Annotated in this window: 23 protein-coding genes; 11 read left to right on the forward strand and 12 right to left on the reverse strand. The window is 70.8% G+C overall.

The annotated features are described in order from the left end of the window. Positions 1-62 precede the first annotated feature (62 nt). Positions 63-1,319 (forward strand): MurT ligase domain-containing protein, encoded by a 1,257-nt coding sequence (locus tag TR33_RS18740; protein WP_014909188.1) that lies wholly within the window; start codon positions 63-65, stop codon positions 1,317-1,319. Positions 1,320-1,328: 9 nt separating this feature from the next. Continuing rightward, on the forward strand, positions 1,329-2,042 hold the full coding sequence (locus TR33_RS18745; RefSeq protein WP_014912774.1) for a type 1 glutamine amidotransferase: 714 nt from the start codon (positions 1,329-1,331) through the stop codon (positions 2,040-2,042). Between the two features lie 74 nt (positions 2,043-2,116). On the opposite strand, the gene ygfZ is transcribed toward TR33_RS18745, so the two are convergent. Both ygfZ and TR33_RS18755 read right to left on the reverse strand, forming a co-directional pair. After that, positions 2,117-3,136: a CAF17-like 4Fe-4S cluster assembly/insertion protein YgfZ gene (gene ygfZ, locus TR33_RS18750; protein WP_017533130.1), complete on the reverse strand. Its 1,020-nt coding sequence runs from the start codon at positions 3,134-3,136 to the stop codon at positions 2,117-2,119. A gap of 330 nt (positions 3,137-3,466) precedes the next feature. Beyond that, the gene (locus TR33_RS18755) at positions 3,467-4,030 is read right to left on the reverse strand and encodes a nitrobindin family protein (RefSeq protein WP_014910261.1); all 564 of its coding nucleotides are present in this window, start codon (positions 4,028-4,030) and stop codon (positions 3,467-3,469) included. Positions 4,031-4,239: 209 nt separating this feature from the next. Between TR33_RS18755 and TR33_RS18760 the strand changes: the two genes are divergently transcribed. Then, on the forward strand, positions 4,240-5,025 hold the full coding sequence (locus TR33_RS18760; protein ID WP_017533131.1) for a hypothetical protein: 786 nt from the start codon (positions 4,240-4,242) through the stop codon (positions 5,023-5,025). A gap of 5 nt (positions 5,026-5,030) precedes the next feature. Next, positions 5,031-5,393, forward strand: a complete 363-nt coding sequence (locus tag TR33_RS18765) for a DsrE family protein (protein ID WP_017533132.1) — start codon at positions 5,031-5,033, stop codon at positions 5,391-5,393. 93 nt (positions 5,394-5,486) lie between these two features. On the opposite strand, the gene TR33_RS18770 is transcribed toward TR33_RS18765, so the two are convergent. From TR33_RS18770 to TR33_RS18790, 5 genes are all read right to left on the reverse strand, one after another. After that, a complete protein-coding gene (locus TR33_RS18770) occupies positions 5,487-6,233 on the reverse strand; it encodes a phosphoglyceromutase (protein ID WP_017533133.1) in 747 nt (248 codons plus the stop codon). 85 nt (positions 6,234-6,318) lie between these two features. Beyond that, on the reverse strand, positions 6,319-6,861 hold the full coding sequence (locus tag TR33_RS18775) for a YbjN domain-containing protein (RefSeq protein ID WP_042284471.1): 543 nt from the start codon (positions 6,859-6,861) through the stop codon (positions 6,319-6,321). Beyond that, entirely contained in the window at positions 6,858-8,162 is a 1,305-nt protein-coding gene (mshA, locus tag TR33_RS18780; protein ID WP_042284473.1) for a D-inositol-3-phosphate glycosyltransferase, read from the reverse strand. The genes TR33_RS18775 and mshA overlap by 4 nt, the downstream gene beginning before the upstream one ends. A gap of 110 nt (positions 8,163-8,272) precedes the next feature. Then, complete coding sequence (locus TR33_RS18785; RefSeq protein WP_042284476.1) at positions 8,273-9,265, reverse strand: alpha/beta hydrolase; 993 nt, start codon at positions 9,263-9,265, stop codon at positions 8,273-8,275. 150 nt (positions 9,266-9,415) lie between these two features. Continuing rightward, positions 9,416-10,375, reverse strand: coding sequence for a YbgA family protein (locus TR33_RS18790; RefSeq protein ID WP_017533137.1), 960 nt, complete (start codon positions 10,373-10,375; stop codon positions 9,416-9,418). A gap of 87 nt (positions 10,376-10,462) precedes the next feature. Here TR33_RS18790 and TR33_RS18795 point away from each other — a divergent pair, with 87 nt between their 5' ends. Beyond that, positions 10,463-11,776 (forward strand): cryptochrome/photolyase family protein, encoded by a 1,314-nt coding sequence (locus tag TR33_RS18795; RefSeq protein ID WP_017533138.1) that lies wholly within the window; start codon positions 10,463-10,465, stop codon positions 11,774-11,776. Positions 11,777-11,839: 63 nt separating this feature from the next. Here the strand turns inward: TR33_RS18795 and TR33_RS18800 are convergent, their stop codons facing one another. After that, positions 11,840-12,271, reverse strand: a complete 432-nt coding sequence (locus tag TR33_RS18800; protein WP_014911111.1) for a hypothetical protein — start codon at positions 12,269-12,271, stop codon at positions 11,840-11,842. A gap of 218 nt (positions 12,272-12,489) precedes the next feature. On the opposite strand from TR33_RS18800, the gene TR33_RS18805 reads away from it, so the two are divergent. The 3 genes from TR33_RS18805 (at position 12,490) to TR33_RS18815 (ending at position 14,267) form a co-directional block, all read left to right on the forward strand. Then, a complete protein-coding gene (locus TR33_RS18805) occupies positions 12,490-12,852 on the forward strand; it encodes a BlaI/MecI/CopY family transcriptional regulator (protein WP_014909290.1) in 363 nt (120 codons plus the stop codon). 6 nt (positions 12,853-12,858) lie between these two features. Next, positions 12,859-13,803 (forward strand): M56 family metallopeptidase, encoded by a 945-nt coding sequence (locus TR33_RS18810; RefSeq protein WP_014913414.1) that lies wholly within the window; start codon positions 12,859-12,861, stop codon positions 13,801-13,803. Between the two features lie 164 nt (positions 13,804-13,967). Further along, the gene (locus tag TR33_RS18815; protein WP_014909848.1) at positions 13,968-14,267 is read left to right on the forward strand and encodes a DUF2516 family protein; all 300 of its coding nucleotides are present in this window, start codon (positions 13,968-13,970) and stop codon (positions 14,265-14,267) included. A 48-nt stretch (positions 14,268-14,315) separates the two neighbouring features. Here the strand turns inward: TR33_RS18815 and TR33_RS18820 are convergent, their stop codons facing one another. The 3 genes from TR33_RS18820 to TR33_RS18830 all read right to left on the reverse strand — a co-directional run bounded on the left by TR33_RS18820 (position 14,316) and on the right by TR33_RS18830 (position 18,789). Next, a complete protein-coding gene (locus TR33_RS18820) occupies positions 14,316-16,742 on the reverse strand; it encodes a hypothetical protein (protein WP_042284477.1) in 2,427 nt (808 codons plus the stop codon). A 77-nt stretch (positions 16,743-16,819) separates the two neighbouring features. Further along, positions 16,820-17,833, reverse strand: a complete 1,014-nt coding sequence (locus tag TR33_RS18825; RefSeq protein WP_042284479.1) for a neutral zinc metallopeptidase — start codon at positions 17,831-17,833, stop codon at positions 16,820-16,822. Next, positions 17,830-18,789: a neutral zinc metallopeptidase gene (locus tag TR33_RS18830; protein WP_014912414.1), complete on the reverse strand. Its 960-nt coding sequence runs from the start codon at positions 18,787-18,789 to the stop codon at positions 17,830-17,832. The genes TR33_RS18825 and TR33_RS18830 overlap by 4 nt, the downstream gene beginning before the upstream one ends. A 186-nt stretch (positions 18,790-18,975) precedes the next feature. Here TR33_RS18830 and TR33_RS18835 point away from each other — a divergent pair, with 186 nt between their 5' ends. Next, positions 18,976-20,826, forward strand: a complete 1,851-nt coding sequence (locus TR33_RS18835; protein ID WP_017533141.1) for a DUF2207 family protein — start codon at positions 18,976-18,978, stop codon at positions 20,824-20,826. Positions 20,827-20,873: 47 nt separating this feature from the next. Then, positions 20,874-21,299 (forward strand): D-aminoacyl-tRNA deacylase, encoded by a 426-nt coding sequence (gene dtd, locus TR33_RS18840; protein WP_042284483.1) that lies wholly within the window; start codon positions 20,874-20,876, stop codon positions 21,297-21,299. A gap of 20 nt (positions 21,300-21,319) precedes the next feature. On the opposite strand, the gene TR33_RS18845 is transcribed toward dtd, so the two are convergent. Then, entirely contained in the window at positions 21,320-21,973 is a 654-nt protein-coding gene (locus TR33_RS18845) for a pyridoxamine 5'-phosphate oxidase family protein (RefSeq protein ID WP_042284485.1), read from the reverse strand. Between the two features lie 34 nt (positions 21,974-22,007). Here TR33_RS18845 and pdxR point away from each other — a divergent pair, with 34 nt between their 5' ends. After that, the gene (gene pdxR / locus TR33_RS18850; protein ID WP_042284516.1) at positions 22,008-23,456 is read left to right on the forward strand and encodes a MocR-like pyridoxine biosynthesis transcription factor PdxR; all 1,449 of its coding nucleotides are present in this window, start codon (positions 22,008-22,010) and stop codon (positions 23,454-23,456) included. Positions 23,457-23,504 lie beyond the last annotated feature (48 nt).

A 23,504-nucleotide genomic window follows, 5' to 3' on the forward strand; every position in this document is an offset into this window, starting at 1 on the left:
CTGACACATCGCCCGCCTTCGAAGCGCGTTCGTGCGGGTGATCTAGCGATCGTGGAGATTTGATGAGCGAGCTTCCCCTGCGCGCCCAACTGGCCTCGGTACTGGGCAGGAGCGCGGCAAGCCTGTCCAGGGCCACCGGACGAGGAGACGGCTCCGTCATCGGTGGACGCGTCGCCCTCAAGGTCGAACCGGACCTGCTCGCCAAGCTCGCCCAAGGGCGCAGGCTGGCCCTGGTCAGCGCCACCAACGGCAAGACCACCACGACCCGGCTCATCGCGCAGGCCCTGCGCGAGCTCGGTGAGGTGGCCACCAACGAGTACGGCGCGAACATGCCCACCGGGCACATCACCGCGCTCTCCGACAACAAGTCGGCGATCAACGGCGTGCTGGAGGTGGACGAGAAGTACCTGCCCCAGGTCCTCAAGGCCACCTCGCCCGCCTTCGTCGTGCTGATGAACCTCAGCCGCGACCAGATGGACCGCGCCTCGGAGATCAACCTGCTCGCGAAGAAGTGGCGTACCGCCCTGTCGCAGAGCAACACCCACGTGATCGCCAACGCCGACGACCCGCTCGTGGCCTGGGCCGGTCTGGGCGCCCCGAACGCCACCTGGGTCTCGGCCGGTCAGCGCTGGAAGGAGGACGCCTGGTGCTGCCCCGAGTGCGGCGGCCACCTCAAGCGTGACCAGGACCCGTACTGGGAGTGCCCCGAGTGCGGCCTCTCCCGGCCCGAGACCGCCTGGGCGGTGGACAACGACTCCGACACCCTGATCGCCCCCGGCGGTCAGCAGATCAAGCTCCGGCTCAACCTGCCGGGCGACGCCAACCGGTCCAACGCCGCGATCGCCGCCGCCACCGCGGCCGGGTACGGACTCCACCCCGAGCGCACGGTCGAGCGGTTGCGCGAGATCTCCTCGGTGGCCGGCCGCTACACCTCGGTGGTCACCATGGGCGTCGAGGTCCGTCTGCTGCTCGCCAAGAACCCGGCCGGTTGGCTGGAGTCCTTCGCGGTCCTCGACCCGCCGCGCGTCCCGGTGATCCTGGCGGTCAACGCCCAGATCCCCGACGGCAAGGACACCTCCTGGCTGTGGGACGTGGACTACCGCGTCCTCCGCGGCCGCCGGGTGTTCGTCATGGGCGAGCGTCGCACCGACCTCGCCCTGCGTCTGGAGACCGACGAGGTCCCCTTCGAGGTGGCCGACCGGGTGGACGAGATCCTGGGCCGCCTCAAGGCGGAGCGTCCCGACATCACCAAGGTCGACGTCATCGCCAACTACACCGCCTTCCAGCAGATCCGCACGGCGTACGGCCGCGTCCAGTAGGAGACCCCCATGTCGAACACCAGTAGTGCCCTGCGGATCGTGTGGATCTACCCCGACCTGCTCAGTACCTACGGGGACCAGGGCAACGTCCTCATCCTTCAGCGCCGCGCCGAGCAGCGCGGGATCCCCACCGAGATCGTGCGGGTCCACTCCAGCGACGCCGTGCCCGAGCAGGGCGACATCTACCTGCTCGGCGGCGGTGAGGATCGTCCGCAGATCCTGGCGGCCGAGCGTCTGCGCGCCGACGGCGGACTCGCCCGGGCCGCGGCCCGGGGCGCGTGCGTCTTCGCGGTCTGCGCCGGCTACCAGATCATCGGTGAGAGCTACGGCGACGACGAGGCCAACCCGCTTCCGGGCGTGGGCATCCTCGACATCCGCAGTGGTCGAGGCCAGACCCGCGCCGTGGGCGAGATCGTCGCCGACGTCGACCCCTCCCTGGGGGTGGGTCGGATCACCGGTTTCGAGAACCACCAGGGCCGCACCGCGATCGGTCCGCAGGCCCGTCCGCTCTCGACCACGGTGAAGGGCATCGGCAACGACGACCGCACCGAGGGCGCCTACCAGGGGCAGATCCTCGGCACCTACCTGCACGGGCCGGCGCTGCCGCGCAACCCGCAGCTGGCCGATCTGCTGCTGCGCTGGCGTGTGGGCGCGCTGAACCCGCTGCCGCCGGCGTGGGGTGAGCGTCTGCACGACGAGCGTCTGGCCGCGGCCCTGCGCTGATCGTCGAAGGACATGATGGAGCCCGGTGGGATCTCTCCCACCGGGCTCCATCATGTTCGTGTGCGGTGCGGCCGTCAGCGCGGTGTGCGGCGGAAGTCGCCGATGTCGGCGTTGGCGCCGGTGTCCGGGTCGACGATGACCTCCTGGCCGGCGGCGATGCCCTCGACGGTCAGGGTGGCGTCGGTGGGCACGGTCCGCTTCACCAGGCCGAGGGCGATCGGGCCGATCTCGTGGTGACGGGCGGAACCTCCCACGCGGCCGACCCGGCGGCCCTCCATCTCGATGTCGGCGCCCACGTGGGGGAGCCGGTCGGCGGTACCGTCCAGGTGCAGCATGACCAGCCGCCGGGGCGGGCGTCCCAGGTTGTGCACGCGCGCCACGGTCTCCTGACCGGGGTAGCAGCCCTTGTCCAGGTGGACGGCGGAGCCGATCCAGTCCATCTCATGGGGGATGGCCCGGTCGTCGGAGTCGATACCGGCCCGAGGCCGGTGGGAGGCGATCCGGTGGGCCTCGTAGGCCCACAGGCCGGCCGGGCGGGCCCCCGACCCGGTCAGACCCTCGGCGATGGCCACGAGGTCCTCTGAGGGGACGAACAGGTCGACCTGGTCCTCGGTGACGCGGGAGATCGGCCCCTCGACGGCGGCCAGGACCTCGTCCCGCTTCGGGCCGAGCACGCTGAGCACGGAGCGGCTCTCGGACAGGTCCTCGACCTCCACCCGCAGCATGAAGACCATCGAGTCCAGGAAGGCGGCCAGTTCCGCGCCCTGGCCCGGTTCGGTGTGGATCCAGGTGGCCTCGCCGTCGTCGACCAAGGAGAGGTGCCACCTCAGGTGGCCTCGAGTGTCCAGGATCAGGGCCTCGGTGCCCGTGCCCGGGGCGAGGCCCCGGGTGAGCTGGCTGGTGAGGTCGTTGAGCCAGCCCAGACGGTCGGGTCCGCTCACCCGCACCACGCCCCGGTTGCTCCGGTCGACCCAGGCGGCGGAGCGTTCGATCGCGCGGCCCTCGTGGGAGGGGTCGCCGTAGTGGGCGGCGACGTCGGAGTCGGGTGTCTCGGCGCTCACGGCACCGTGTGTGGTCAGCAGCGGCGAAGTCATACCGCCGAGGTTATCCGTAGCGGAGGTCGATGCGACAGGGCTTCGAAGCGGCTGCTCTGACCTGGGGATACACGTCACAGAAAAACATTTGCCCCGGGCCGGGAGGACGACATACCTTCGAGGCACGCAGGAAAGGAGGTGGTCCGAGAAATGATCGATTTCAGGACTGGCGAGGTGGCCGTCCGCTAGGACGACGCTGAGCGTTCGCTCGACGCGCGTCGTGGCGAATCCCAGACGGACACCCGAACCCCGGGCTGTCGGACCTGGTCCGACCCGACCCCGCTCAGGCGGGAACGGCCCGGGGTTCGTTCTGTCCGAAGACCCTCGAGGTCACTTCCCGTTGCCCGGGGTGCTCTCCGAGACCTTCTTCAGCTGAGCGGACATGTACGACTGGAGCCCGTGGCCGCGCGCGGCCAGGTCCCAGGCGTAGCCCAGGGTCTGGCTGCCGTCGTTGAACAGGCCGTACAGGCGGTGGGAGCCCTCGACCTCCAGGCCGGTGATGGTCCGCACGATGCCCGCGCTGCGCATCTCCACCCGGTTGGCGAACACGTTGCCCTCGTAGGACTCCAGATAGCCCTCGTTGTGGGCGATCATCACCTCGAGGTGGACGATGTTCTCCTCATCGTCCGCGGCGTACTGCGCGGTGTCCTCGGCGGACAGCGCACGCCAGTAGCCCGATTCCTCGGTGACCAGCTCACCGGTGGTCCCGTCGGGGTTCATACGCCAGGCCTTACCGGTGTAGGCCAGATAGGGCAGACCCGCACGCGGGCTGAACTCGACCTCCTGGCCGAACTGGAACTTTTCCTCTTCCACGTATCCGGCGACGCCGACGCCTTCCCAACGTCCGAACAGGAAGGACAGTTTCGCCAGATCAGGGTGTACCGCAGAGTCCATAACCACCGAGACTATCGGCGTCTCGGGGGTACCGGTGACGGTGCCGCGCGGGCGCTCCGGGCGGCGCCCCGGAGCCTTGGCCCGGCCATGCCCAATTGGCCCCGCTTTCCCGGAGAACTGGTAAAGATGGTGAACGGACACGGTGCGGCCACGGGGCTTGGAGTCGACCGCTGTCCCGACCTCCGACGCATTCTCCTAAGGGGCTGCCTGTGTTACTGGTGATCGGTGTGGCGCTGCTCGCCATCGCGGCGGTCCTGCTGCCACTGACCATCATCGGCCTGCGCCGTTGGCAGCGCCAGCGCGGGCTCGCCCGCCTGCTCCCCTCCGCGCTCGCCGACCGTGAGGGCCAGCGTGTGACCCTCACCGGGGTGGCCGCGCCCGGTCCCGGTGGAGGGCCCATCGAGTCCGGTCTGGCCGGTGTCGAATGTGTCTGGCACGGCCACGAGGTGCTCCGTCACTATCGCCCCCTGGCCCGCGACCAGGTCGAGGGCCAGGTCGTCGAACGCGCCTTCGACTCGATCGCCGACTACGGGTCCGATGACCTGTTCGGCCTGGTGGGGGAGGGGCGTCCGGCGGACGCCGAACGGATCTACGTCGACCCGGACGGTACCGAGCCGCGCGACGCCGAGCTCTGCCTCAAGCGTCTGGTCGGTCGGCCTCAGCCCGGGGTGGCCGCGGCGGCGGACGATCTCCTGTCCCGTGTCCGCAGCCCGATCTCCGGGGTCTTCCGAGGCGAGACCATCGAGTTCGAGTACCGCGAGTGGGTCATCCGGCAGGGCGCGCGCGTCCGTGTCACCGGCCTTCTGCGCGTGGTCGACGGCCGTGTGGTCCTGACCGCCCCGGACGAGGGCGGCCTGGTTATCGAACACGGTGTGCGCGAGCGCCCCTCGCGGGTCTCACCGCGTCGGACCGAGGCGCTGGCCCTCCTGACGGCCTTCATGGTCTGCCTGGTCGTGGGGGCGGCGCTCACCGTCGCCGGCCTGCCGCTAGGCTGAAGCACATGTCTCGTTCCCTGGTGATCAAGGTCACGGCCGGCGAGGATGCTCCCGAGCGGTGCAACCAGGCCTTCACCGTCGCGGCCGCCGCGTTGGCGAGCGGCGTCGACGTCTCCCTGTGGCTGACCGGCGAGGCGACCTGGTTCGCCGTCCCCGGACGGGCCGAGACCTTCGAACTGCCGCACGCGGCGCCCTTGGCCGACCTGCTGGCCTCCGTGCTGGCCGCCGGCCGGATGACGGTGTGCACTCAGTGCGCGGCCCGCCGGGAGCTCGGTCGGGACGACCTGATCGACGGTGTGCGTATCGCGGGGGCACCGACCTTCGTCGAGGAGAGCATCCGCGAAGGGGCCCAGGCCCTGGTCTACTGACGGTGCTCGCGGGGGCCGACTCCGAACGGACGACGTGCCCGCACCGCGAGGGCGGTACGGGCACGTGGAGGTCGGTTCAGTCGTGGTCCGGCGTCACTTCTTGCCCTGGTTGGCGACCGCCTCGATCGCGGCCTTCGCGGCCTCCGGGTCGAGGTAGGTGCCGCCCGGGTTCGTGGGCTTGAGGTCCTGGTCCAGCTCGTAGACCAGCGGGATCCCGGTGGGGATGTTCAGGCCGGCGATGTCGGCGTCGCCGATCCCGTCCAGGTGCTTGACCAGGGCGCGCAGCGAGTTGCCGTGGGCGGCGACCATGACGGTCCGGCCGGCGGCCAGGTCCGGGACGATGCGGTCGTACCAGTACGGCAGGGCCCGGTCGAGGACGTCCTTGAGGCACTCGGTACGCGGCAGCAGCTCCGGCGGGAGCAGCCTGTAGCGGGTGTCTCCGGCCTGCGAGTAGGGGTCGTCGTCGGCGATGGGCGGCGGCGGGGTGTCGTAGGAGCGACGCCAGATCATGAACTGTTCGTCGCCGTACTCGTCACGGGTCTGCGCCTTGTCCTTGCCCTGGAGGGCGCCGTAGTGGCGCTCGTTGAGGCGCCAGGTGCGTTCGACCGGAAGCCAGTGCAGGTCGGCGGTCTCCAACGCGAGGTTCGCGGTGCGGATGGCGCGCTTGAGCAGAGAGGTGTGCAGGATGTCCGGGGTCACCCCGGCGGACTTGAGCAGTTCACCGCCGCGGCGGGCCTCCTCTTCGCCCTGTGCGGACAGGTCCACGTCCACCCAGCCGGTGAACAGGCCCTTCGCGTTCCAGACACTCTCACCGTGTCGCAGCAGTACCAGAGTTCCCATGGGGACAAGCCTAGTCACTCGCCGATTCCGTTCGGCCGTCGCCCCGTGGCCGTTCGCGCGCGGGGCGGGCGGTTCCGCTCCCGGATCAGCCTTCGTCGGCGGTCTCGGCCAGATGGGCGAAGGCCCGCAGGTTCCGTGTGTCGTGGCCGCGCTCGGTACGCCACTTCCACTCCTTGCGGATCGCCGAGGCGAAACCGAGCTCCAGCGCCGTGTTGAAGTTCTCGTCGGAGTAGGTGAGCACGCATCCCAGCAACCGGTCGACCTCCTCCGGGGTGATTCCGGCCAGGGGGAGCCGGCCCCGGATGTACACGTCGCCGACCTCGTCGGAGGTGAACGCCATCCCGTACATGTCCGTGCCCAGGCGCGTCAGCCACTGATAGAAACCGGCGTGGTTCTCGTCCGGACGGCGACAGAAGAACGAGGTCAGGGTGAGACTGTGCGGCCCGGCCTCCAGCCAGACCAGGGTCTTGAGCTTGGCCTCGCCGGGGATCGTGACCAGGAAGGAGCCCTCACGAGGACGTTCGACCTCCAGGCCGGCCTCCGTCACGGCCTCGTCGATCGCCTTGATCGCGCTCTCACGCGCCGTCGTCTCCTCCACGTGCCTTCCTTCCTTTCCGGTCGCCGTCATCGGCCCGCGGCCTCGGCCAGGGGGAGGTCGTTCGGGGCGAGGGCGGACCGGTACACGTCCAACAACTCGTCCACGGTCCGAGACCATCCCAGGGTCGCCGCGTGCAGGGGCGCGGCCTCGGCCAGCTTGGCACGTCGGGCCGGTTCGTGGATCAGTCGGTGCAGCTCGGCGGCGTAGTGGCGCGGATCGTGCCCGTCGATCAGCACACCCGAGAAACCGTCGGAGACCGCCGTGGTCAGTCCGCCCACACGTGAGGCCACCACCGGGGTGCCGCACGCCTGGGACTCCACCGCGACCAGCCCGAAGGACTCGGAGTAGGACGGCACCACCGTCGCGGTGGCGGCCCGGTAGTAGTCGGCCAGGCGCGCGCGGTCCTGTGGCGGTTCCATACGCACGACGTCGGCGACGCCCAGCGATCGCGCCAGATCGTCGAGCATGCGGGGCTCGCGCGTCCCTCCGCCGGACAGGCCGCCGACCACACCCACCACGAGACGGTCGCGCAGGGAGGGGTCGCGTTCCAGGAGTTCGGCTGCGGCGCGGATGAGCACGTCCGGTGCCTTCAACCGCTGCACACGGCCGACGAAGAGCAGAAGGTGGGTGTCGCGGGGGAGACCGATCCGATCCAGCGCCTCGGTGCGCGATCCCGGGGTGAAGGTATCCAGGTCCACGCCGGGAGGGATCGTGTGGAGCTGATCACGGCGGGCGCCGTAGAAGTCGACGAGCTGACGGGCCTCGTCGTCGGTGTTGGCGATGAGCCGATCGGCCTGGCGGACCAGCTGGTCCTCTCCGCGCACCCGCTCCTCGGGTTCGGGGGTGTCGCCTTCGGCGAGGGCCGCGTTCTTCACTCTGGCCATGGTGTGCATCGTCTGCACCATCGGTACGCCCCAGCGACGGGCGGCCATCACACCGGCCCTGCCGGACAGCCAGTAGTGACCGTGCACGAGGTCGTAGTGGCCCGGGTCTCCCTGGGCCTCGGCTCTCAGCATGCCGAAGACGAACGGACACAGGTAGCGGGCGAGGGTGTTCTTGTCCAAGTGGCCGTAGGGGCCCGCGGGCACGTGCCGGACGTTCACCCCTGGGAAGAGTTCGACCACGGACGGAAGTGAGGGGGTGGTGGCCCGGGTGAACACGTCCACGGCCACTCCGCGTTCGGCCATGCGACGGGCCACCTCGACCACGTAGACGTTGAGGCCTCCGGCGTCACCGGTGCCGGGTTGGTCGAGGGGCGAGGTGTGCAGACTGACGGTCGCGATCCTCGAGGGGACCGCCGTCTGTTCTCCCAACGGAACGGGTCCGGACAACGGTGGTCCCTCCGGGTCGAGTGTGCGGGCAGTAGTCGACAACAGCGACGAAGGTACACACTGTTCCCGACCCGATCGTCCGAGGGGGCGGGGGTTGACGAACGGGGATATCAGGGTGAGGCGGCCCAACCGGAGACCAGAAAGTCCACGGCGTCGGGGAAGGTGCTCTTCCACGTGGTCAGATCATGGCCGCCCGGAGGCCGCAGGGTGGTGACCGTCATACCGCGTTCGGCGAGCAGCGAGGAGAAGCGTTCGGCCTCGCCGTGAATGGATCCCTCTTGGAGCGGCGTGTGGTCCTCACGGCCCTCCACCAGGAGGAACCGCAGATCCCGTGCCTTCTCCGAACCCAGGAGACGGTCGGGGGAGTGGCCGGTGGTGTTCTCGCCGAGGACGCCGTCGGGGTCGTCGACCCGGAAGTACCCCGCCCAGCTCACCACCTGGGAGTAGAGGTCGGGCGAGCGCAGGGCCAGGGCGGCCGCGCCGTATCCGCCCATGGAGAACCCGCCGATCGCCCGGAGCGATCGGGACCGGCGATGCTCCCCCTCCACGGCGGTGACGGCCGCTTCGGTGACGAACTCCTCCAGAGCGAAGCGGCCGTCATGGGCGTCGGCCCACTCCGTCGTGGAACCGTCGGCGACCTGGCCGTAGGGGGCGGCCACCACGAACTCGACCCCCATGCGGCACATCTGGCGGTCCAGGAGTTCGCCCACCCCCGCGTCCATGAGGGTGGTGTGGGTGGAGGAGGAACCGTGCAGCAGGTACAGCACGGGAAGGTCGGCGCTATCGGGCCCGGGGGGTCTGCGTATCCACAGAGGGCGTTCCTCCCCCGGGGCGCTCGGGCCGGGGAGGGCGACGATCTCGTCCCGGCCGGGTTCACCGCAGACCGCTACGTGCCCGGGGCGGGGGATCGGAGCGGGGGCGGAATCGGTGGGCGCGGGGGGCGGTACGTGGCCCAGGACCCTCTCGGGGTCGGGTTCGGTGAGCTCCGGCCCGAGCCGGTCGGCCGGATTCTCCTGGGCCGTGGTGGCCAGGGAGGCGGCGGTGAAGGCCACGGCGCAGGACGCGAGAAGCACGGTGACACGGCGGGAGAAGGAGACGAACACGTCGCGACCTCGGGGTTCGGGGGCACCGGTGAACGGTCTCGATACGACCGAGAATGTCACCCACTGTAGTCGAGTGGGGTCGTTGTGTGTGGAAGGTGCGGCGTGCCCTGGACGTCTCCTCCGAAATCCCCGCGGGTCCGCCGCTCTCCGTCAGACCGCCACCGGGTGCCGAAGGCGCAGCGCGTCGGGATAGGGGCGCAGGTAGGTCTGCCCACAGGCCCACTCCAGGTCCTCCGCCAGACAGTGGTGTCGCAACAGGGCCACCGGCAGACTGAGCGGACTCTGGCCCTCCCGGTACTCCTCGATTCCGGCCAGGAGATCGTGCCTGCGCGTGTCGTCCAGTGCCGGGCTCACCATGCCGAAGATGTGCTGGAGCACGTTGGCGTGCTTGCCCCGCGTGGTCCGCAGCGCGAGCGTCCGTTGGAAGGCCTCCGCGTAGGCGGCGGCGATCTCCTCGCGGTCGCCCCCGCCGGCCCGGGCCACGATCCGTCCCGTCTCCCGGTAGCCGTCCGGCGAGTGCGCCATCAGCTGGAGTTTGTGCCGAGTGTGGAACTCCACCAGGTCGCGCGGTCGCCATGCCCCTTCGAGTAGGGAGCGCAGTCGGGAGTGGGCGAACACCCGTTCCACGAAGTGCTCGCGCAGTACCGGGTCGGACAGCCGGCCCTGCTCCTCGACGGGCAGGAGGGGTAGAAGGGCGGTGAGCCTGGCCGCGAAGGCGCCCCGCCCGGTACCGCGTCGACGATCGCCCTTCTCGTCGAACACGGGCAGTGAGAGCAGCCCGCAACTCGGGGACTTGTTCTTGAGCACGTAGCCGTCCAGGCGGCGCAGCTCCTTGAGGTGGCGATCCGCGACACCCGCGAGGTCGTCGGTGTGGTCGACGCCGTCCTTGGTGGAGACCACCCGGTCCGAGCCGTCCGAGTCCCGCAGGCGCAGGGTCGGGCGAGGTACCCCCAGGCCGATCTCCGCCTCGGGGCAGACGGGGAGCCAGTTCACGTGTCGGTCCAGTTCGTCGGTGAGGAACCGGTAGCGCGAGTGCCCGCCGTTGTAACGCACCGGAGCGCCGAGCAGGCAACTGGAGACCCCGACCACGGGGCGAGGAGGCGGCTTCATGGTGGGGGCTCTACCCCGACCGGCGACGACCAACCGTCGACACGCACGGGCGGTAGTGTGATGATTCCATAGAGTGAAGGAGTCCTTTTGGGCACCCCCGTCCTCGTCCTCTTCACCCAGGACCTGCGCCTCCACGATCATCCCGCGTTGACCGCCGCGCTCGAAGAGTCCGAGACGGTCGTACCGCTCTTCGTCCTCGAACCCGGCCTCCTGCGTCGTGCCGCCCGTAACCGTCGGGCCTATCTGACCGAGGCCCTCGCCGACCTGCGCTCCGGCCTCCGCGACCTCGGTGGTGATCTGGTCCTGCGGCGGGGCGACACCGTGACCGAGGTGCGCGCTCTGGCCCGAGAGACCGGGGCCCGCGCCGTCCACCTGGGCGGGGGAGTGAGCCGGTTCGCGGCGCGGAGGGAGGCGGCCCTGCGCGCCACCGACCTCGAGGTGCGCGTCCATCCGGGGCCGACCATCGTGCCCCCCGGGGCGATCACACCGGCCAAGGGCGACCATTACAAGGTGTTCACGCCCTACTGGCGGGCCTGGGAGGCCGAGGAGCGACGGAAGATCCGGACCGCCCCCGCACGGGTCCGACCACCCGAGGGGATCGACCCGGGCCCGCTCCCCGACCTGGACGCCGAACCCGGCGGTATCGGGGCGCTCGCGCCGGAGAGGACACGGGGCGGTCCGACCCGGGCTCGCGAACGCCTACGGAGGTGGATCGACCGCGGCCTGGCCGACTATCCGGACCGGCACGACGATCTCCCCGGAGCGGCCACCTCGCACCTGTCCGCCGACCTGCGCTTCGGCTGTCTCTCACCGTTGGAGGTGGAGGCGGCGGCCCGCGATCTCCCCGGTGGTCCGGAGTACGTCCGCCAGCTCGCCTGGCGCGACTTCCACCACCAGGTCACGGCGGCCTTTCCGGAGATCGCCACCCGTGACTACCGCCCGCGCGATCGGGAGTGGCGCCACGACCCGGAGGCCCTGGAGGCCTGGAAGGAGGGACGGACGGGGGTCCCGATCGTGGACGCGGGCATGCGGCAACTGTTGGCGGAGGGGTTCATGCACAACAGGACCCGGATGATCACCGCCGCCTTCCTCACCCGGACCCTGCGCGTGCACTGGCGTGAGGGGGCCGCCCACTTCGACGCCCATCTCACCGACGGGGACGTCGCCGACGAGTACGGGAACTGGCAGTGGGTGGCCGGGACCGGCAACGACACTCGACCGAATCGAGCCTTCAACCCGCTGCGGCAGGCTCGCCGCTTCGACCCCGAGGGCGAGTACGTGCGGCGCCACCTGCCCGAACTGGCCGGACTGCCCGGTCGACGCGCCCACACCCCCTGGGAGGAGGCGGAAGGGGAGGGTACGGCCGGTTATCCACGACCGATCGCCGACCCCGGCCGCTGACCGGGTCCGTGTTCCCCGGCGTCGCGGGACGGTCCCGGAAGAACGTACGAGGGTCCCCCGTGGTCACCCCTCCGTCTCGGCCAGCCCGTCGATGACGTCGTCCAGCACCAGAGCGCGATCGGGGACCGACATCAGGCGCAGCTCACGTAGGGCGGGCACGGTGTCCACCTCCTGCGAGGCCGTCACCGTGCACACCCTCATGCAGTGACGTGTCGGCACCCACCACAGTTCCCGCTCGTCCATGGGGGCGACGCGGTACACCGTGGTCGGATATCGGGAGGGGCGGCCGGGCGAGTGCCAGCGCTGGACGCGGGAGAGGACGAAGCCGGTGAGCAGGGAATCGAAGATGCCGCCCGAGGCCAGATCGGAGAGGGCGTCCTCGTCGCCCTCGGCCCGGCAGTCGTCGCACCCGGCGAGCTCGGCGCGCAACAACCAACGGGCGCGCGCGTGACCCACCTCGGGGTTCTTGAGCCTGCTCGGATGCCGGTGTCCCATACAACGGAGGGTACGACGGTCCGTCGGGGCTCGGAGGTGGGACTCACGGGACCAGTGGGCAGGACGGGCGAGATCCGACACCCTCCCGGTACGGTGGAGTGACCGGGCCGCGCGAGGACGTCCCCGACCCGGGGGTCTCGAACCCCTTCCCCATAGGTCATCGCGAATTAACGTGGGGGTGCCACCGGGGGTAGTACTACCGCCCGTAGACTGGCGATATGAATCGGCTTGGCGAACTCGAACGCGCGGTGATGGATGTACTGTGGGCACGCAACGAACCAATGACGGTTCGCGAGGTCGGCAAAGCTCTCGCGGAGAGGGACCTGGCGCACACGACCGTCATGACCGTGCTCGACCGACTCGCCAAGAAGAAGGTCGTCACTCGGGCACGTGAGGGACGTGCGTGGCGGTACCGTCCGGCAGCCAGCCGTGAGAACTACGTGTCCGAGCTGATGTTCGACGCTCTCGGGCAGACGGTGGACCGTGACGCCGCCCTGGCCGCCTTCGTCCAATCCATGGACGGCCAGGAGGCTGAAGCGCTTCGGCGCGCACTCGCGGAAATCGAGCAGCCAAGGAACTAGGTCCGTATGGTCAGTGCCGCACTCCTCAGCATCGTCGCGGTCTGCTGCCTCGTCGCCATGGAAGCTCTCCACAGGGCGAAGTGGCCCTCCCGCGGCCCCTACACGGCCGTCATCGCCTGGCAGGCCCTCGGCCTGGCCTGGGGTGTCTCCACCATCGGTGCCCTGCTCGCCTTCGGACTGTCCTCCTACGAACTGGGGGCCGCCGGCGGCGTCATGGCCATGGTCTCCGACCTGATCACCGGCGAGTTCCTGCTCGCCGAGTTCTCCCAGGGGCTGGTGGGCATCAGCCACCTGGTCGCCATCGTCGTGGCGGTCACCCTGACCCTCGTGCTCTTCGCCGGACTGGTCGCCTCCTTCGTGCAGGTGGTCCGGGTCCGTCGACGCCACCACGACCTGCTCGAACTGGTCGCCAGCGACCACCCCGACGTTCCCGGCGCCCGCGTGGTCGACCATCCGGCCGCCGCCGCCTACTGCCTTCCCGGTGTCCTGCGGTCCCAGGTGGTGATCAGCGCGGGCGCTCTGGCGGTCCTCGACAACCGCGAACTGGCCGCCGTCCTCGCCCACGAGCACGCCCACCTACGGCAGCGGCACGACCTCGTCCTGTTGCCGTTCTCCTCGCTCAAGCGGGCCTTCCCGAAGGTGCGCCTGGTCCGCACCTACTACGAGACCGTGGCCCTCCTCATCGAGATGTGCGCCGACGACCAGGCCCGCCGTAAGAGCTCCTCCCGGGAGCTGGCGATGGCCCTGCTGCGCTTCGGCGCCGCCGGTCCCGCTCCGGTGCCGGCCGGCGCGATGGCCGCGGTCCAGCACGCCGAGCCGGACGTGATGCGTCGGGTGAATCGCCTTCTGCGCCCCGATGACGAGCTCCCCTACCACGCGGGTGCGATCATCATGGGCTCCTCGGCCTTCCTCTTGGCGGCCGTGACCTGTCTCTGGCACATTCCGGTCTGACGGACCGGTGTTTCGGGCCCGGGCCGAGGGGTAGCCCTCGAACACGCCCGAGGCCCCGATGGCTGTGATCCCTGCCTCCCACGGGCACGATTGTCGGATCCGGTCCGTTGACCGAGGAGAGGGGACGGAACCCCGCTCGGCCGCGCGTAGCTCTGGAGAGTGTCTTGTTTTACTGGATCTGGCAGCTCGTCTACCTGGTCACCTTCGTGGCCAGCCTCTACGCGTTCATCGAGGCGCTGCGCACCCCGCCGCAGGCGTTCGAGGTCATGGACAAGCAGACCAAGAAGCTGTGGGTGATCCTGACCGGTGTCGCCAGCGGTGTCTCCCTGCTCGCGGTCCTCACGGGTACGGGCATGTTCGTGATCCTCGGTCTGGTGGCCACGCTCATCTTCCTGCTGGACGTGCGTCCGGCGGTCAAGGGCGCGGGCGGCAACCGCAACAGCGGCCCCTACGGCCCCTGGTAGGAGACCGGACGCGGCCGCCCTCCGTGACGAGGTCGGCCCCCGCGCCGCCTACGGCCCTTGGCGGGGCGGCCTCTCGACCCCCGTGCTCTCCTCCTCGGAACGTTCCTTCGGCAGTACCCGCCACAACGCCTCGGCGTAGGCCGGGTCGCCGGTGTAGTACGAGTGGCCCAGGATCTCCGGTCTGCGCGCCTCGCCCGGAGGGGCGTCGTAGGAGCGCGGGTCCGGGAGCGGCTCGGCCGTGGCGACCGTCTCCGTGCCACTCGGACCTCGGCGACGCACGGGGCCGGCGATGGCGTCGGTGACCCGCCACAGGTTGCGCCAGGCCGAGACCCTCCCCGAGAGGTCGGCGAAGGCCGCCGGGCCGAAGTAGGCCGGGAAGTAGCGGGCGTACAGACGGTCCAGGGGAGAGCCGTGCGTGAGCAGTGAGACCCGCCCGCGGCATTCGTCGGGCAACTGCCACACCGTGGCCGCGGCCAGCACCGAACCCTGGGAGTGCCCGGAGAGCACCACCCCGGTGTTCTCCCCGGCCATCCTGCGCACCCTGGCGGTGAGCTGAGGAACGGCGCGCTCGGCGTAGGAGGGCGGGGCCAAGGGGTGCGCGGCCCGGGGCCAGAAGGTGCCCACGTCCCACAGCGCGCCCACCGCCTGTCGGGTCGGCCGGTCCCGATAGGCGCTGCGGCCGATCCACACCAGGGCGACCAGGGCGGCCCCGCCGATGAGCGATCCCACGGCCACCATGGCGTCGACGACGCTCTGCGCGACCCCCTGCACCCGGCCCGCGACCGCGGCCGGAGCGTCGACGGGGCCGGCCACGAGGGTCCCGGTGAGGATCGAGTACAGGGCCAGCCCGACCAGTGGTACCACCGGCAGCAGCAGTGTCGCCAGGATCCAGGGCACGGTCTCGGTCATCCGGCCCATCGCGCGGGCCCGGGCGATCTCCCGGGTCCGTCGGTCCTCGATCGGACGCGAGTACAGCGCGGCGACCTCCGGCAGCCGTGCCCGTGCCATGGCGCGCAGTTTCAGGGCCAGGACCAGGACGACGAGGGGCACGATGAGGGCCTCGAAGGAGAACGCCAACTGGAGCCAGGAGTAGGCGGTGGGCGGTGACAGGGTCACGCAACCGGCCTCCGCGGCGTCGATCGTGCCGCAGCCGCTCAGCCACCGGGCCCCCTGGTAGACCAGGGCGGCCGAGAAGCCACCGCCCAAGAGGATGCCCAGGGCGGCCGTGGACGGCCCGGCCAGACCGCGCATGGCGGTGCCCGAGTGCGGTCGGTCCGTCGCGAACAGCACCAGGGCCGCCACGACCAGGAGCAGGACCAGGGCCCCTTGGACGGCGAAGAGGGTGTTGAGCATGGTGCCGCCGCCGGGCAGCCTGCCCTCGGCGGTCCATCCGGGCCGAGGCCAGACCGTGTACACGGCCACGAGGACGGTCAGCGCCAGGGCGAGGTCGCGCAGGGCCCGGCAGAGCCGGTCGGCGCGTACGTTCCATCTCGGGTCCCGGCCGGGGATCAGCACGCTCGCGGTGCTCGCCGCGGTGACGACGCCCAACAGGATGGCCAGGGCCGTTCCCACCGCCCACGGCCCGGTCCCGGTCGCCCCCGGGGCGTCTCGACCGGCCAGATCGTGCAGTAGGGGCGGCAGAAGCAGCAAGGCGGCGACCGTCCCGACCGCGATCGCGATGTGCGCCGAACGGAGCCTCGCCATGATCTCGCTGTTGCGCCAGAAGTCGGGGTGGCTGAGCGGGGCGTCGTCGCTGTGGTCGGAGCGGACCGGACCGGTCACCACCTCGTAGTCGGCGGCCGTCCGGCGCGACAGTCGCCACAGGACGCCCACGACCGCGATCGGCAGCACGGCGCCGACCAGCAGGGACCATCCCGGGGTGGACAGGGGCGAGCCGGGGGCGACGAGGAAGGACGCCCAGGGCAGGGCCCTCGCGCATTCCCGTCCCTGACCGCCGCACTGCCAGGCGATCAGGTCCATTCCGACACCGGCGGCGGCCAGGGTGATGAGCATGGTCAGGGAGAGGGCCGAGAGACGGACCCCGGCCCCGTAGGCGATCCCGGCCGCTCTGGGCACCCCGGTGCGCTTGCCGTCCATGTGTCCCGGGCGCATCCAGTACGCCACGTTGATCATCATGAAGGGCAGCAGCAGGAGCCAGAAGGCCCGGGAGGCGCTGCCGGAGGTGAGGTTGCCCCAGGCGAAGATCTCTCGGCGCACACCGGGGACGGTCTCGGTGTCCGGTTCTCGACGCCAGCGGAAGAACCCGGCCAGCCGATCGCCGCCCACGCGCATGGCGGGCTCCACGTCCAGCAGCTCCTCGGCGTGGCCGCCGCTCACCCCGTGTACGCGCAACTCCACCCCGTTGGGCGTACGGGCCGCGGAGGGGGGATCGGCCGGTGGGGTGGGGGAGGGACGGGGGGTCGGGGAGGAGGGGACGGGCTCGTGCGAGCCGAGGGGGTCGGCTGTATCCGTCATGTCACCATGGTGCCACGCACCGTCGCCGCCGGTACAGAGGGCGATCCCGCCTGTGGACGGCGGATTCGTCACCTCGTTCAATCGACGAGCGAGTCGTCCTCCAGATCCCAGGTGTTGCACGACCCCGGCGACTGGCCCTCCCAGCCCTCGCGGGTCCACGTCACGCTGTTCTCGATGGAACCGTGCGTACGCTCCTCCTCGGCCCCCTCCTCACGGTCGGCGGTCGCGGCGGCGTCGTCCAGCAGGGTCTCCAGGTCGTCGTCGGAGAGCGGGTAGCTCACCCTGACCGAGCCCAGGAAGGCGCCGGCCAGGCAGTTGGCCTGAAGTTCGCTGCGACGGGTCCAGGCGTTGCGCCCGATGTCGGTCTCCTCCAGCCGCCGCTGATCGTGGTAGTACTCCAGCAGCCCGGACTCGCCCTGGACGTGGTGCCCGTACTCGTGGGCCAGCAGGGACGCGTACACCACGCTGTCCTCCGAGCCGTTCCACTTGTCCACCACGTCCTCGGTACCGATGTAGATGGCGCCACTGGCACGACAGTAGAAGGCGCCGGCGGCGGAGGGGTAGGAGCGGCACGGGCTCTCCCCGGGGTCGGTCCAGAACACCCGGTTCGGCGGGTCGAAGGGGATGCCCGCCCGCTCGAACTGGGTCTGCCAGGCGTCGTCCAGACAGTCGGCGACCATGTGCAGGAAGTGCTCCATCGAGCCGGGCACGTCCACGTCCAGTTCCGGTACCGGGCACGGCAACGGACTCAACCGTCCGGTGTCGTACAGCGGGTTGGCGACCAGGGCCGTCTCCCCCACGGGGCGGTCCGGGACCTCCGGAGCGTAGGGCCCCGAGCGGCCGGTCGGGGCGTCCAGGACCGCGCCGTCGGGGCCGGGGGAGTCGTCCCCGTTCCCCGAGGCTTCGGCGACCGTCTCCGAGGCGGGTCCCTCCTCCCGGGCCGTGCTCCACGCCAGCAGCGACAGCGCCAGCAGGGCCACGAGAAGGCCGCAGACGGCGCCGAGCACCCGACGGTGGGCCCGGTGGGTCCGGCGCGCGTGTTCCAGCCGTGAGACCCCGTCGGGCGTGTCCGGGACGAGGGGCCCGCTCACCGCACCAACTCCTCGCGGGCCTCCCAGGTGTTGCAGGAGGCCGGGCTCCTGCGGTCCAGGCCGTGTTCGGTCCACAGGCGCCCGTTCTCGACGGATCCGTGGGTGCTCGTGCCCGCGTGGTCGGAACGGCGCGCCACGTCGTCGAGGATGTTCTCCCGTTCGGAGGGCCCGTAGCCGAGGGAGTCCTCGGCCGCGCCCACGAACACGCCTCCCAGGCAGTTGGCCTGGAGTTCGTTGCGGCGGGTCAGTTCGTCGGCGGTCTCGTCGTCGGCGCCGGCCCGCAGGGAGTGGAACTCGGCGAGCATCCGTGACTGCCCCTGCACGTGATGGCCGTACTCGTGGCTGAGGAGGAACGTGTACGCCTCGGGGGCGTCGCTCCCGCCGGAGGCGGCCACGATGTCCTTGACCCCCAGGTACAGCCCCTGGTTGGCCTGGCAGTAGAAGGCCGCCGTGCCCTCGCTGGGGAAGGGGCCGCACGGGCTGTGCCCCTCCGCGTACCAGTACACCCGGTTGGGAGAGGAGAACGGCAGTCCGGCGTCGGTGAAGTAGTCTCCCCAGGCCGTGTCCAGACAGTCGGCGATCGAGTGGACGAACGCCTCCACCGAACGAGGATCCTCTTTGTCCAGCGGGGGAGGGGAGCAGGTCACCTCGCCCAGTTCGTCCGCCACGTACAGCGGGTTCTGGCCGAGGGGGTCGTCGATCGGAGCGTCCCCGCCCTCCGAAGGGGCGTGCGAGGCCTCCTCCGAGAGTAGTTCGGTGGGGTCGGTCCCGACCGGGTCGCCCCAGGCCGGAGCGGCCGCCGGTAACATCGCCGAGATCGCCAGGAACCCGGTGAATCCGATCGCGGCCAGCCCGGTGCCGAGGGACAGGGACACACCGAGCCCCATGCGCTGGAGGAGGCCGTGGCGCTCGGCCCAGGGGTCGAGGTCGGCCTCCGGGCGTCTCTCCCTCAGCACGGGGTCACACCCGCGTGTAGGGAGAGGGTCGGGAGCGTTCGGCACGATGGACGAGCGAAGACGGGACGGAGGGGTCCGGTGGGGACGGTGGAGGGTGACGTCGGATCGGCGCGCCGGTACGCGACGCCACGTGGGGCGGCGCCCTGCGGACGGGGTCCGGGGGAGGACCGGATAGGCTCTCGCGTCATGTGGTGGGTCGGCTCCTGGCGCCCGGCCGTTGCTTGGGCGACGGCCCTGCTCGTGTTCTCCTCGCTGGTCACGGCGGTCACCGTGGCGTGGTCGGAGGAAAGGGTCCACGCGGCGACGGCGTCCGCACCGGAGACCACAGTACCGGGGCGCGCCCCCGGGATCATCGCCGCCCGTGACGCCTCGGCCCCGGTGATCACCAACGAGATCGACCTCGAACTGGACCGGCACGGTGTCCTCGCGGGGGAGGAGGCGATCCGTTTCGAGGGGGAGGCCCCCGAGACCTTCACCCGGGCGCTCACCTCCACCATGATCTACGACACCGACCACGACCGCCGGTTCGAGATCGACGGTGTCTCGGCGGTCGACGCCGACGGCGCCACTCTGGACATCGAGACCGAGGAGGTCGACGGCGCCCTGCTGGTCCGTATCCCGACCGAGGGGACCCGGGGCGTACGGCTCTCCTACAAGGTGCGCGGGGCGGTCGGGGAGGTCGTTCAGGGCGTCCAATTGGAGTGGCGGGCGGTGGGCGCCTACAGTCACACCGTCCGCACCACCGACGTGACCGTCACCGCCCCCATGCCGCCCGAAGCTCTGTCGTGCCTGGCCGGGGAGCCGCGCAGCTCGATGTACTGCACCGCCTCCGACATGGGCGGGGAGGCGGTCGTCGCGCACTTCCTCCAGACCGACATGGACCCCAGCGACCGCCTCGACATCGTCGTCAACTATCCGCCCGGTACGGCGGAGGGCGAGCCCCTCCTGGACCGCCGCTGGTCGTTGGCCTCCGCCTTCGAGGTCACACCGGCCACCGCGAGTGTGTTCGGCCTGTTGCTGGTGGTCCTGGTGGGCGGCCTCGTCGCGCTCATCCGTCTGCGCGGCCGTGACGAGCGGGCCCTGCGACGTGAGGCCGCTCAGGGCGATCACGCCCCGCTCGAACCCGGCGAGCACGGCCGACTCCGCTTCCACGCACCCGACGACGTCCACCCCGGCCAGATCGGCACGCTGATCGACGAGCGTGTGGACATCGCCGACCTCACCGCCTCGGTCCTGGATCTGGCGGTGCGCGGCTACATCCGCCTGGAGGAGCTTCCGCACGAGCACTTCACCTCGGTGGACTGGCGACTGGTCCGTCTGGGAGGCCCGCCGGGCGACACCCTGCTGGCCTCCGAACGGCTTCTGCTCGACGCGTTCTTCGGAGAGGAACGCTCCGTTCGGTTGTCCGAGCTGGCCTCCCCCCGCTACTCCCGTAACCTGCCCGAGCGGATCGATCGGGTACGCGAGGAGCTGTACCAGGACATGGTCCGGCTCCGCTGGTTCTCCCGTTCGCCGAGTCGGGTCCGGAGCGTGTGGACCACCGCGGGCATGGCCACCACCGCGGTCGGGGTCGTCCTGACCGGGCTGCTGGCCGCGTTCACCGGCGCGGCCTTCACCGGCCTCGCCGTCATCATCGCGGGGGCCGCGATCACGGCCGGCGCCCAGTACATGCCGGCCAAGACCAGGCTGGGCAGTTCGGTCTACGCCCACACCATGGGCTTTCGCGACTACCTGTTGAGCCCCCGGGCCCAGGAGGCCCCGCCCGGACAGCGGGTGGAGCTCTACTCGCGCTGCCTGCCCTACGCGGTGATCTTCGACGACGTGGAGCGCTGGGCCGACATCCTGGCCTCGGCGGCCATCTCCGACCTGACCCCGGAGGAGCTCACCGGTGACGGCCTGGCCTGGTACACCGGCCCGCGCGAGTGGCGGATAGAGGACTTCGCCGACTCCATCACCACCTTCGTGGTCACCCTCAGCGGTGTCATCACCAACACCCGCCGCGCTCGCCTGCTCAACCAGCTGCAACGATCGAGATAGGAACGTCCCGGCCGGGACGAGAGGATCCGAGAGGAACGGGGGAGCCCATGCGCGCGGTCGTGCAGCGGGTGTCGCACGCGTCGGTGACGGTGGACGGCGAGGTGGTCGGGGAGATCACCCGTCCGGGCCTCATGGCCCTGGTGGGGGCCACCCACACCGACACCGAGGCCGAGGCCGCCAAGATCGCCCGCAAGCTCTGGACGCTGCGGATCCTGGAAGAGGAGCGGTCCTGCTCCGACATCGGGGCCCCGATCCTGGTGGTCAGCCAGTTCACCCTCTACGGGGACGCCCGGAAGGGCCGCCGCCCCACCTGGCAGGCGGCTGCCCCCGGACCGGTCGCCGAGCCCCTCGTCGACGCCGTCGTCAAGGAACTGCGCGACCTGGGGGCGGAGGTGGCCACAGGTGTGTTCGGGGCGCGGATGTCCGTCGGCCTGACCAACGAGGGGCCCTTCACCGTCCTCCTGGAGGTCTGAACCGGGGCGAGGGCCCCGTGTCAGACCGTCCGGTACCCAAGGGTGACGCGCGCCGCCACGTGCTCGGGAACGGGCAGGTCGTGGGCCAGGTCGGGGTCGGTGATCGGCGGGTCGAAGACCATACGTGTCGGGAGCACACCGGCCCAGATCGGGAGGGCGTGGTCCTCCGGGTCGTCGCCGGGCGGGCCCGTGCGCACCTTCACCGAGGCCTCCTCCAGGGACAGCGCCAGCACCCGGGTCGCGGCCGTCTCCTTGGCGTCGGGAAGACGCACCGTGTCCCACTGTCCGGGGGCGAGGTGTTCGGTGATCGCGCGTAGCGCGGCCTCGTGCTCCTCGGGGTCGGTGACCACGCGCGGTGTTCCGAAGATCATCGCGGAGCGGTGGTTCATCGAGTGGTGGAAGGCCGACCTGGCCAGCACGATCCCGTCCAGGAGGGTCACCGTGACGCACACCTCCCCCTCCTCTCGAAGAGAGCGGGCCCCGGTCGAACCGTGCAGGTAGAGGGTGTCGTCGATACGTCCGTATCCGGTGGGGATCACTCGGGGCGAGCCGTCCACGACGACACCCAGATGGCAGATCAGACCCTCGTCGAGCAGGTCGTACAGTTCGGTGCGGTCGGTCCGGGCCTTGTGCTTGGCACGCCGAAGACGCGTGCGTTCGGTGGCGGAGAGCATGGCTCCAAAGTAGAAAGAAGTGGACGTGCCGACCATGGCCACTTTCCACCCGGAACGGAGGACCACTTTGTCCCGTCCCGATGTCGACCCCGTGCTCCGGCTGGACCGGTCGGCCGCCGAGCCGCTCACCGCCCAACTGGCGTCGGGACTGCGCGAGGCCATGGTCTCCGAGGCGTTGCGGCCGGGGGAACGTCTTCCCTCCAGCCGAGCACTGGCCGCGCGTCTCGGGGTGAGCCGTACGGTCGTCACCGACGCCTACCAGCAGCTCTACGCGGAGGGTTGGCTGGAAGGGCGGCACGGCTCGGGCACCTTCGTGGCCGAACGGGAGCTCTCGAGCGCGCGGCACCGGCGCGACCTCGAACGTCGGGAGCGGGCGGCCCCGTCGAACGCGGAGGTCCGCGGACGGATCTCTCGTGAACAGGCCCGGAGCGAGGGTCTGGTGGACCTGCGCGCCGGTGCCCCCTGGGTCCACGACCACGATCGCGCCGCCCTGCGCCGGGCCTGGCGCCACGCGGCCGAACAGGTCCCTTCCGACGACCCTGATCCCCGTGGTCTGCCACGACTGCGCGAACTCCTGGCCGAACACCTGCGACGGTCCCGAGGGATCCACATCGGACCGGAGAACATCTTGGTCACCCGGGGTACCGGCAACGGCCTCGACCTGGTCGCGGCGCTTCTGGGACCCGGTGTCCGCGCGGGGGTGGAGGAGCCCGGCTACGGGCGGGCCCGTTCCATCCTGGCCGCCCGTGGGGACCACGTCGTCCCCTGCCCGGTCGACGGTGACGGTATCCGCCCCGAGGAGCTCCCCGACGATCTCGGTCTCGTCTACACCACGCCCGCTCATCAGTACCCGCTCGGCGGTCGACTACCGGTTCCCCGTCGCGAACGCCTTCTGAACTGGGCCGAGCGCACCGGGGCGCTGGTGGTGGAGGACGACTACGACGCCGAGTTCCGTTACGACGTCGCCCCTCTACCCGCCCTGTACGGGCTCGATCCGGCACGGGTGGTCCTTCTCGGCACCTTGTCCAAGACCCTCGACCCGGACCTGGGCATCGGCTGGATCGTCGCCGAACCCGATCTGGCCGACCGGCTGGCCCGGACCCGGGCGGAGCTGTCCGACCGCACCAGCGGGCCCGTGCAGGTCGCCACGGCGTTCCTGCTGGAACGTGGGGACCTGGACCGACACCTGCGGCGGATGAGACGCGAGTACGCCCGCCGCAGAGCCCTGCTGGTGGAACACCTGGGCCCCCGGCCGGTCGGCGACACCGCGGGTCTGCACGTCCTGCTGCCGTTGCCGGAGGAGGCCGTGGCGCCGGTGGTCGCCGCCGCCGCGCGTGAGGGGGTCCTGGTGGAGGACACCTCCCGCTCCAGCCACGCGGAGCCGAGCGTGCACGGGCTGGTCATCGGCTACGGGACGGCCTCCTACACGGGTCTGCGCCGGGCCTGCGAGGTCCTGGCCCGCGCCGTGGAACGGTACGCCTAGAAGAGTGGACATGAGAGATCCCGGACGGTGGTGCCACCGTCCGGGATC

The organism is Nocardiopsis alba (assembly GCF_000710955.1).
Classification (GTDB): domain Bacteria; phylum Actinomycetota; class Actinomycetes; order Streptosporangiales; family Streptosporangiaceae; genus Nocardiopsis; species Nocardiopsis alba.

What these genes read in the sequence shown, in the direction of transcription:
- TR33_RS18740 (WP_014909188.1), top strand. Translation starts at nt 63, where the DNA reads ATGAGCGAGCTTCCCCTGCGCGCCCAACTGGCCTCGGTACTGGGCAGG.
- TR33_RS18745 (WP_014912774.1), top strand. Translation starts at nt 1,329, where the DNA reads ATGTCGAACACCAGTAGTGCCCTGCGGATCGTGTGGATCTACCCCGAC.
- ygfZ (WP_017533130.1), bottom strand. Translation starts at nt 3,136, where the DNA reads ATGACTTCGCCGCTGCTGACCACACACGGTGCCGTGAGCGCCGAGACA.
- TR33_RS18755 (WP_014910261.1), bottom strand. Translation starts at nt 4,030, where the DNA reads ATGGACTCTGCGGTACACCCTGATCTGGCGAAACTGTCCTTCCTGTTC.
- TR33_RS18765 (WP_017533132.1), top strand. Translation starts at nt 5,031, where the DNA reads ATGTCTCGTTCCCTGGTGATCAAGGTCACGGCCGGCGAGGATGCTCCC.
- TR33_RS18770 (WP_017533133.1), bottom strand. Translation starts at nt 6,233, where the DNA reads ATGGGAACTCTGGTACTGCTGCGACACGGTGAGAGTGTCTGGAACGCG.
- TR33_RS18775 (WP_042284471.1), bottom strand. Translation starts at nt 6,861, where the DNA reads ATGACGGCGACCGGAAAGGAAGGAAGGCACGTGGAGGAGACGACGGCG.
- TR33_RS18790 (WP_017533137.1), bottom strand. Translation starts at nt 10,375, where the DNA reads ATGAAGCCGCCTCCTCGCCCCGTGGTCGGGGTCTCCAGTTGCCTGCTC.
- TR33_RS18800 (WP_014911111.1), bottom strand. Translation starts at nt 12,271, where the DNA reads ATGGGACACCGGCATCCGAGCAGGCTCAAGAACCCCGAGGTGGGTCAC.
- TR33_RS18805 (WP_014909290.1), top strand. Translation starts at nt 12,490, where the DNA reads ATGAATCGGCTTGGCGAACTCGAACGCGCGGTGATGGATGTACTGTGG.
- TR33_RS18810 (WP_014913414.1), top strand. Translation starts at nt 12,859, where the DNA reads ATGGTCAGTGCCGCACTCCTCAGCATCGTCGCGGTCTGCTGCCTCGTC.
- TR33_RS18820 (WP_042284477.1), bottom strand. Translation starts at nt 16,742, where the DNA reads ATGACGGATACAGCCGACCCCCTCGGCTCGCACGAGCCCGTCCCCTCC.
- TR33_RS18835 (WP_017533141.1), top strand. Translation starts at nt 18,976, where the DNA reads ATGTGGTGGGTCGGCTCCTGGCGCCCGGCCGTTGCTTGGGCGACGGCC.
- dtd (WP_042284483.1), top strand. Translation starts at nt 20,874, where the DNA reads ATGCGCGCGGTCGTGCAGCGGGTGTCGCACGCGTCGGTGACGGTGGAC.
- TR33_RS18845 (WP_042284485.1), bottom strand. Translation starts at nt 21,973, where the DNA reads ATGCTCTCCGCCACCGAACGCACGCGTCTTCGGCGTGCCAAGCACAAG.
- pdxR (WP_042284516.1), top strand. Translation starts at nt 22,008, where the DNA reads ATGGCCACTTTCCACCCGGAACGGAGGACCACTTTGTCCCGTCCCGAT.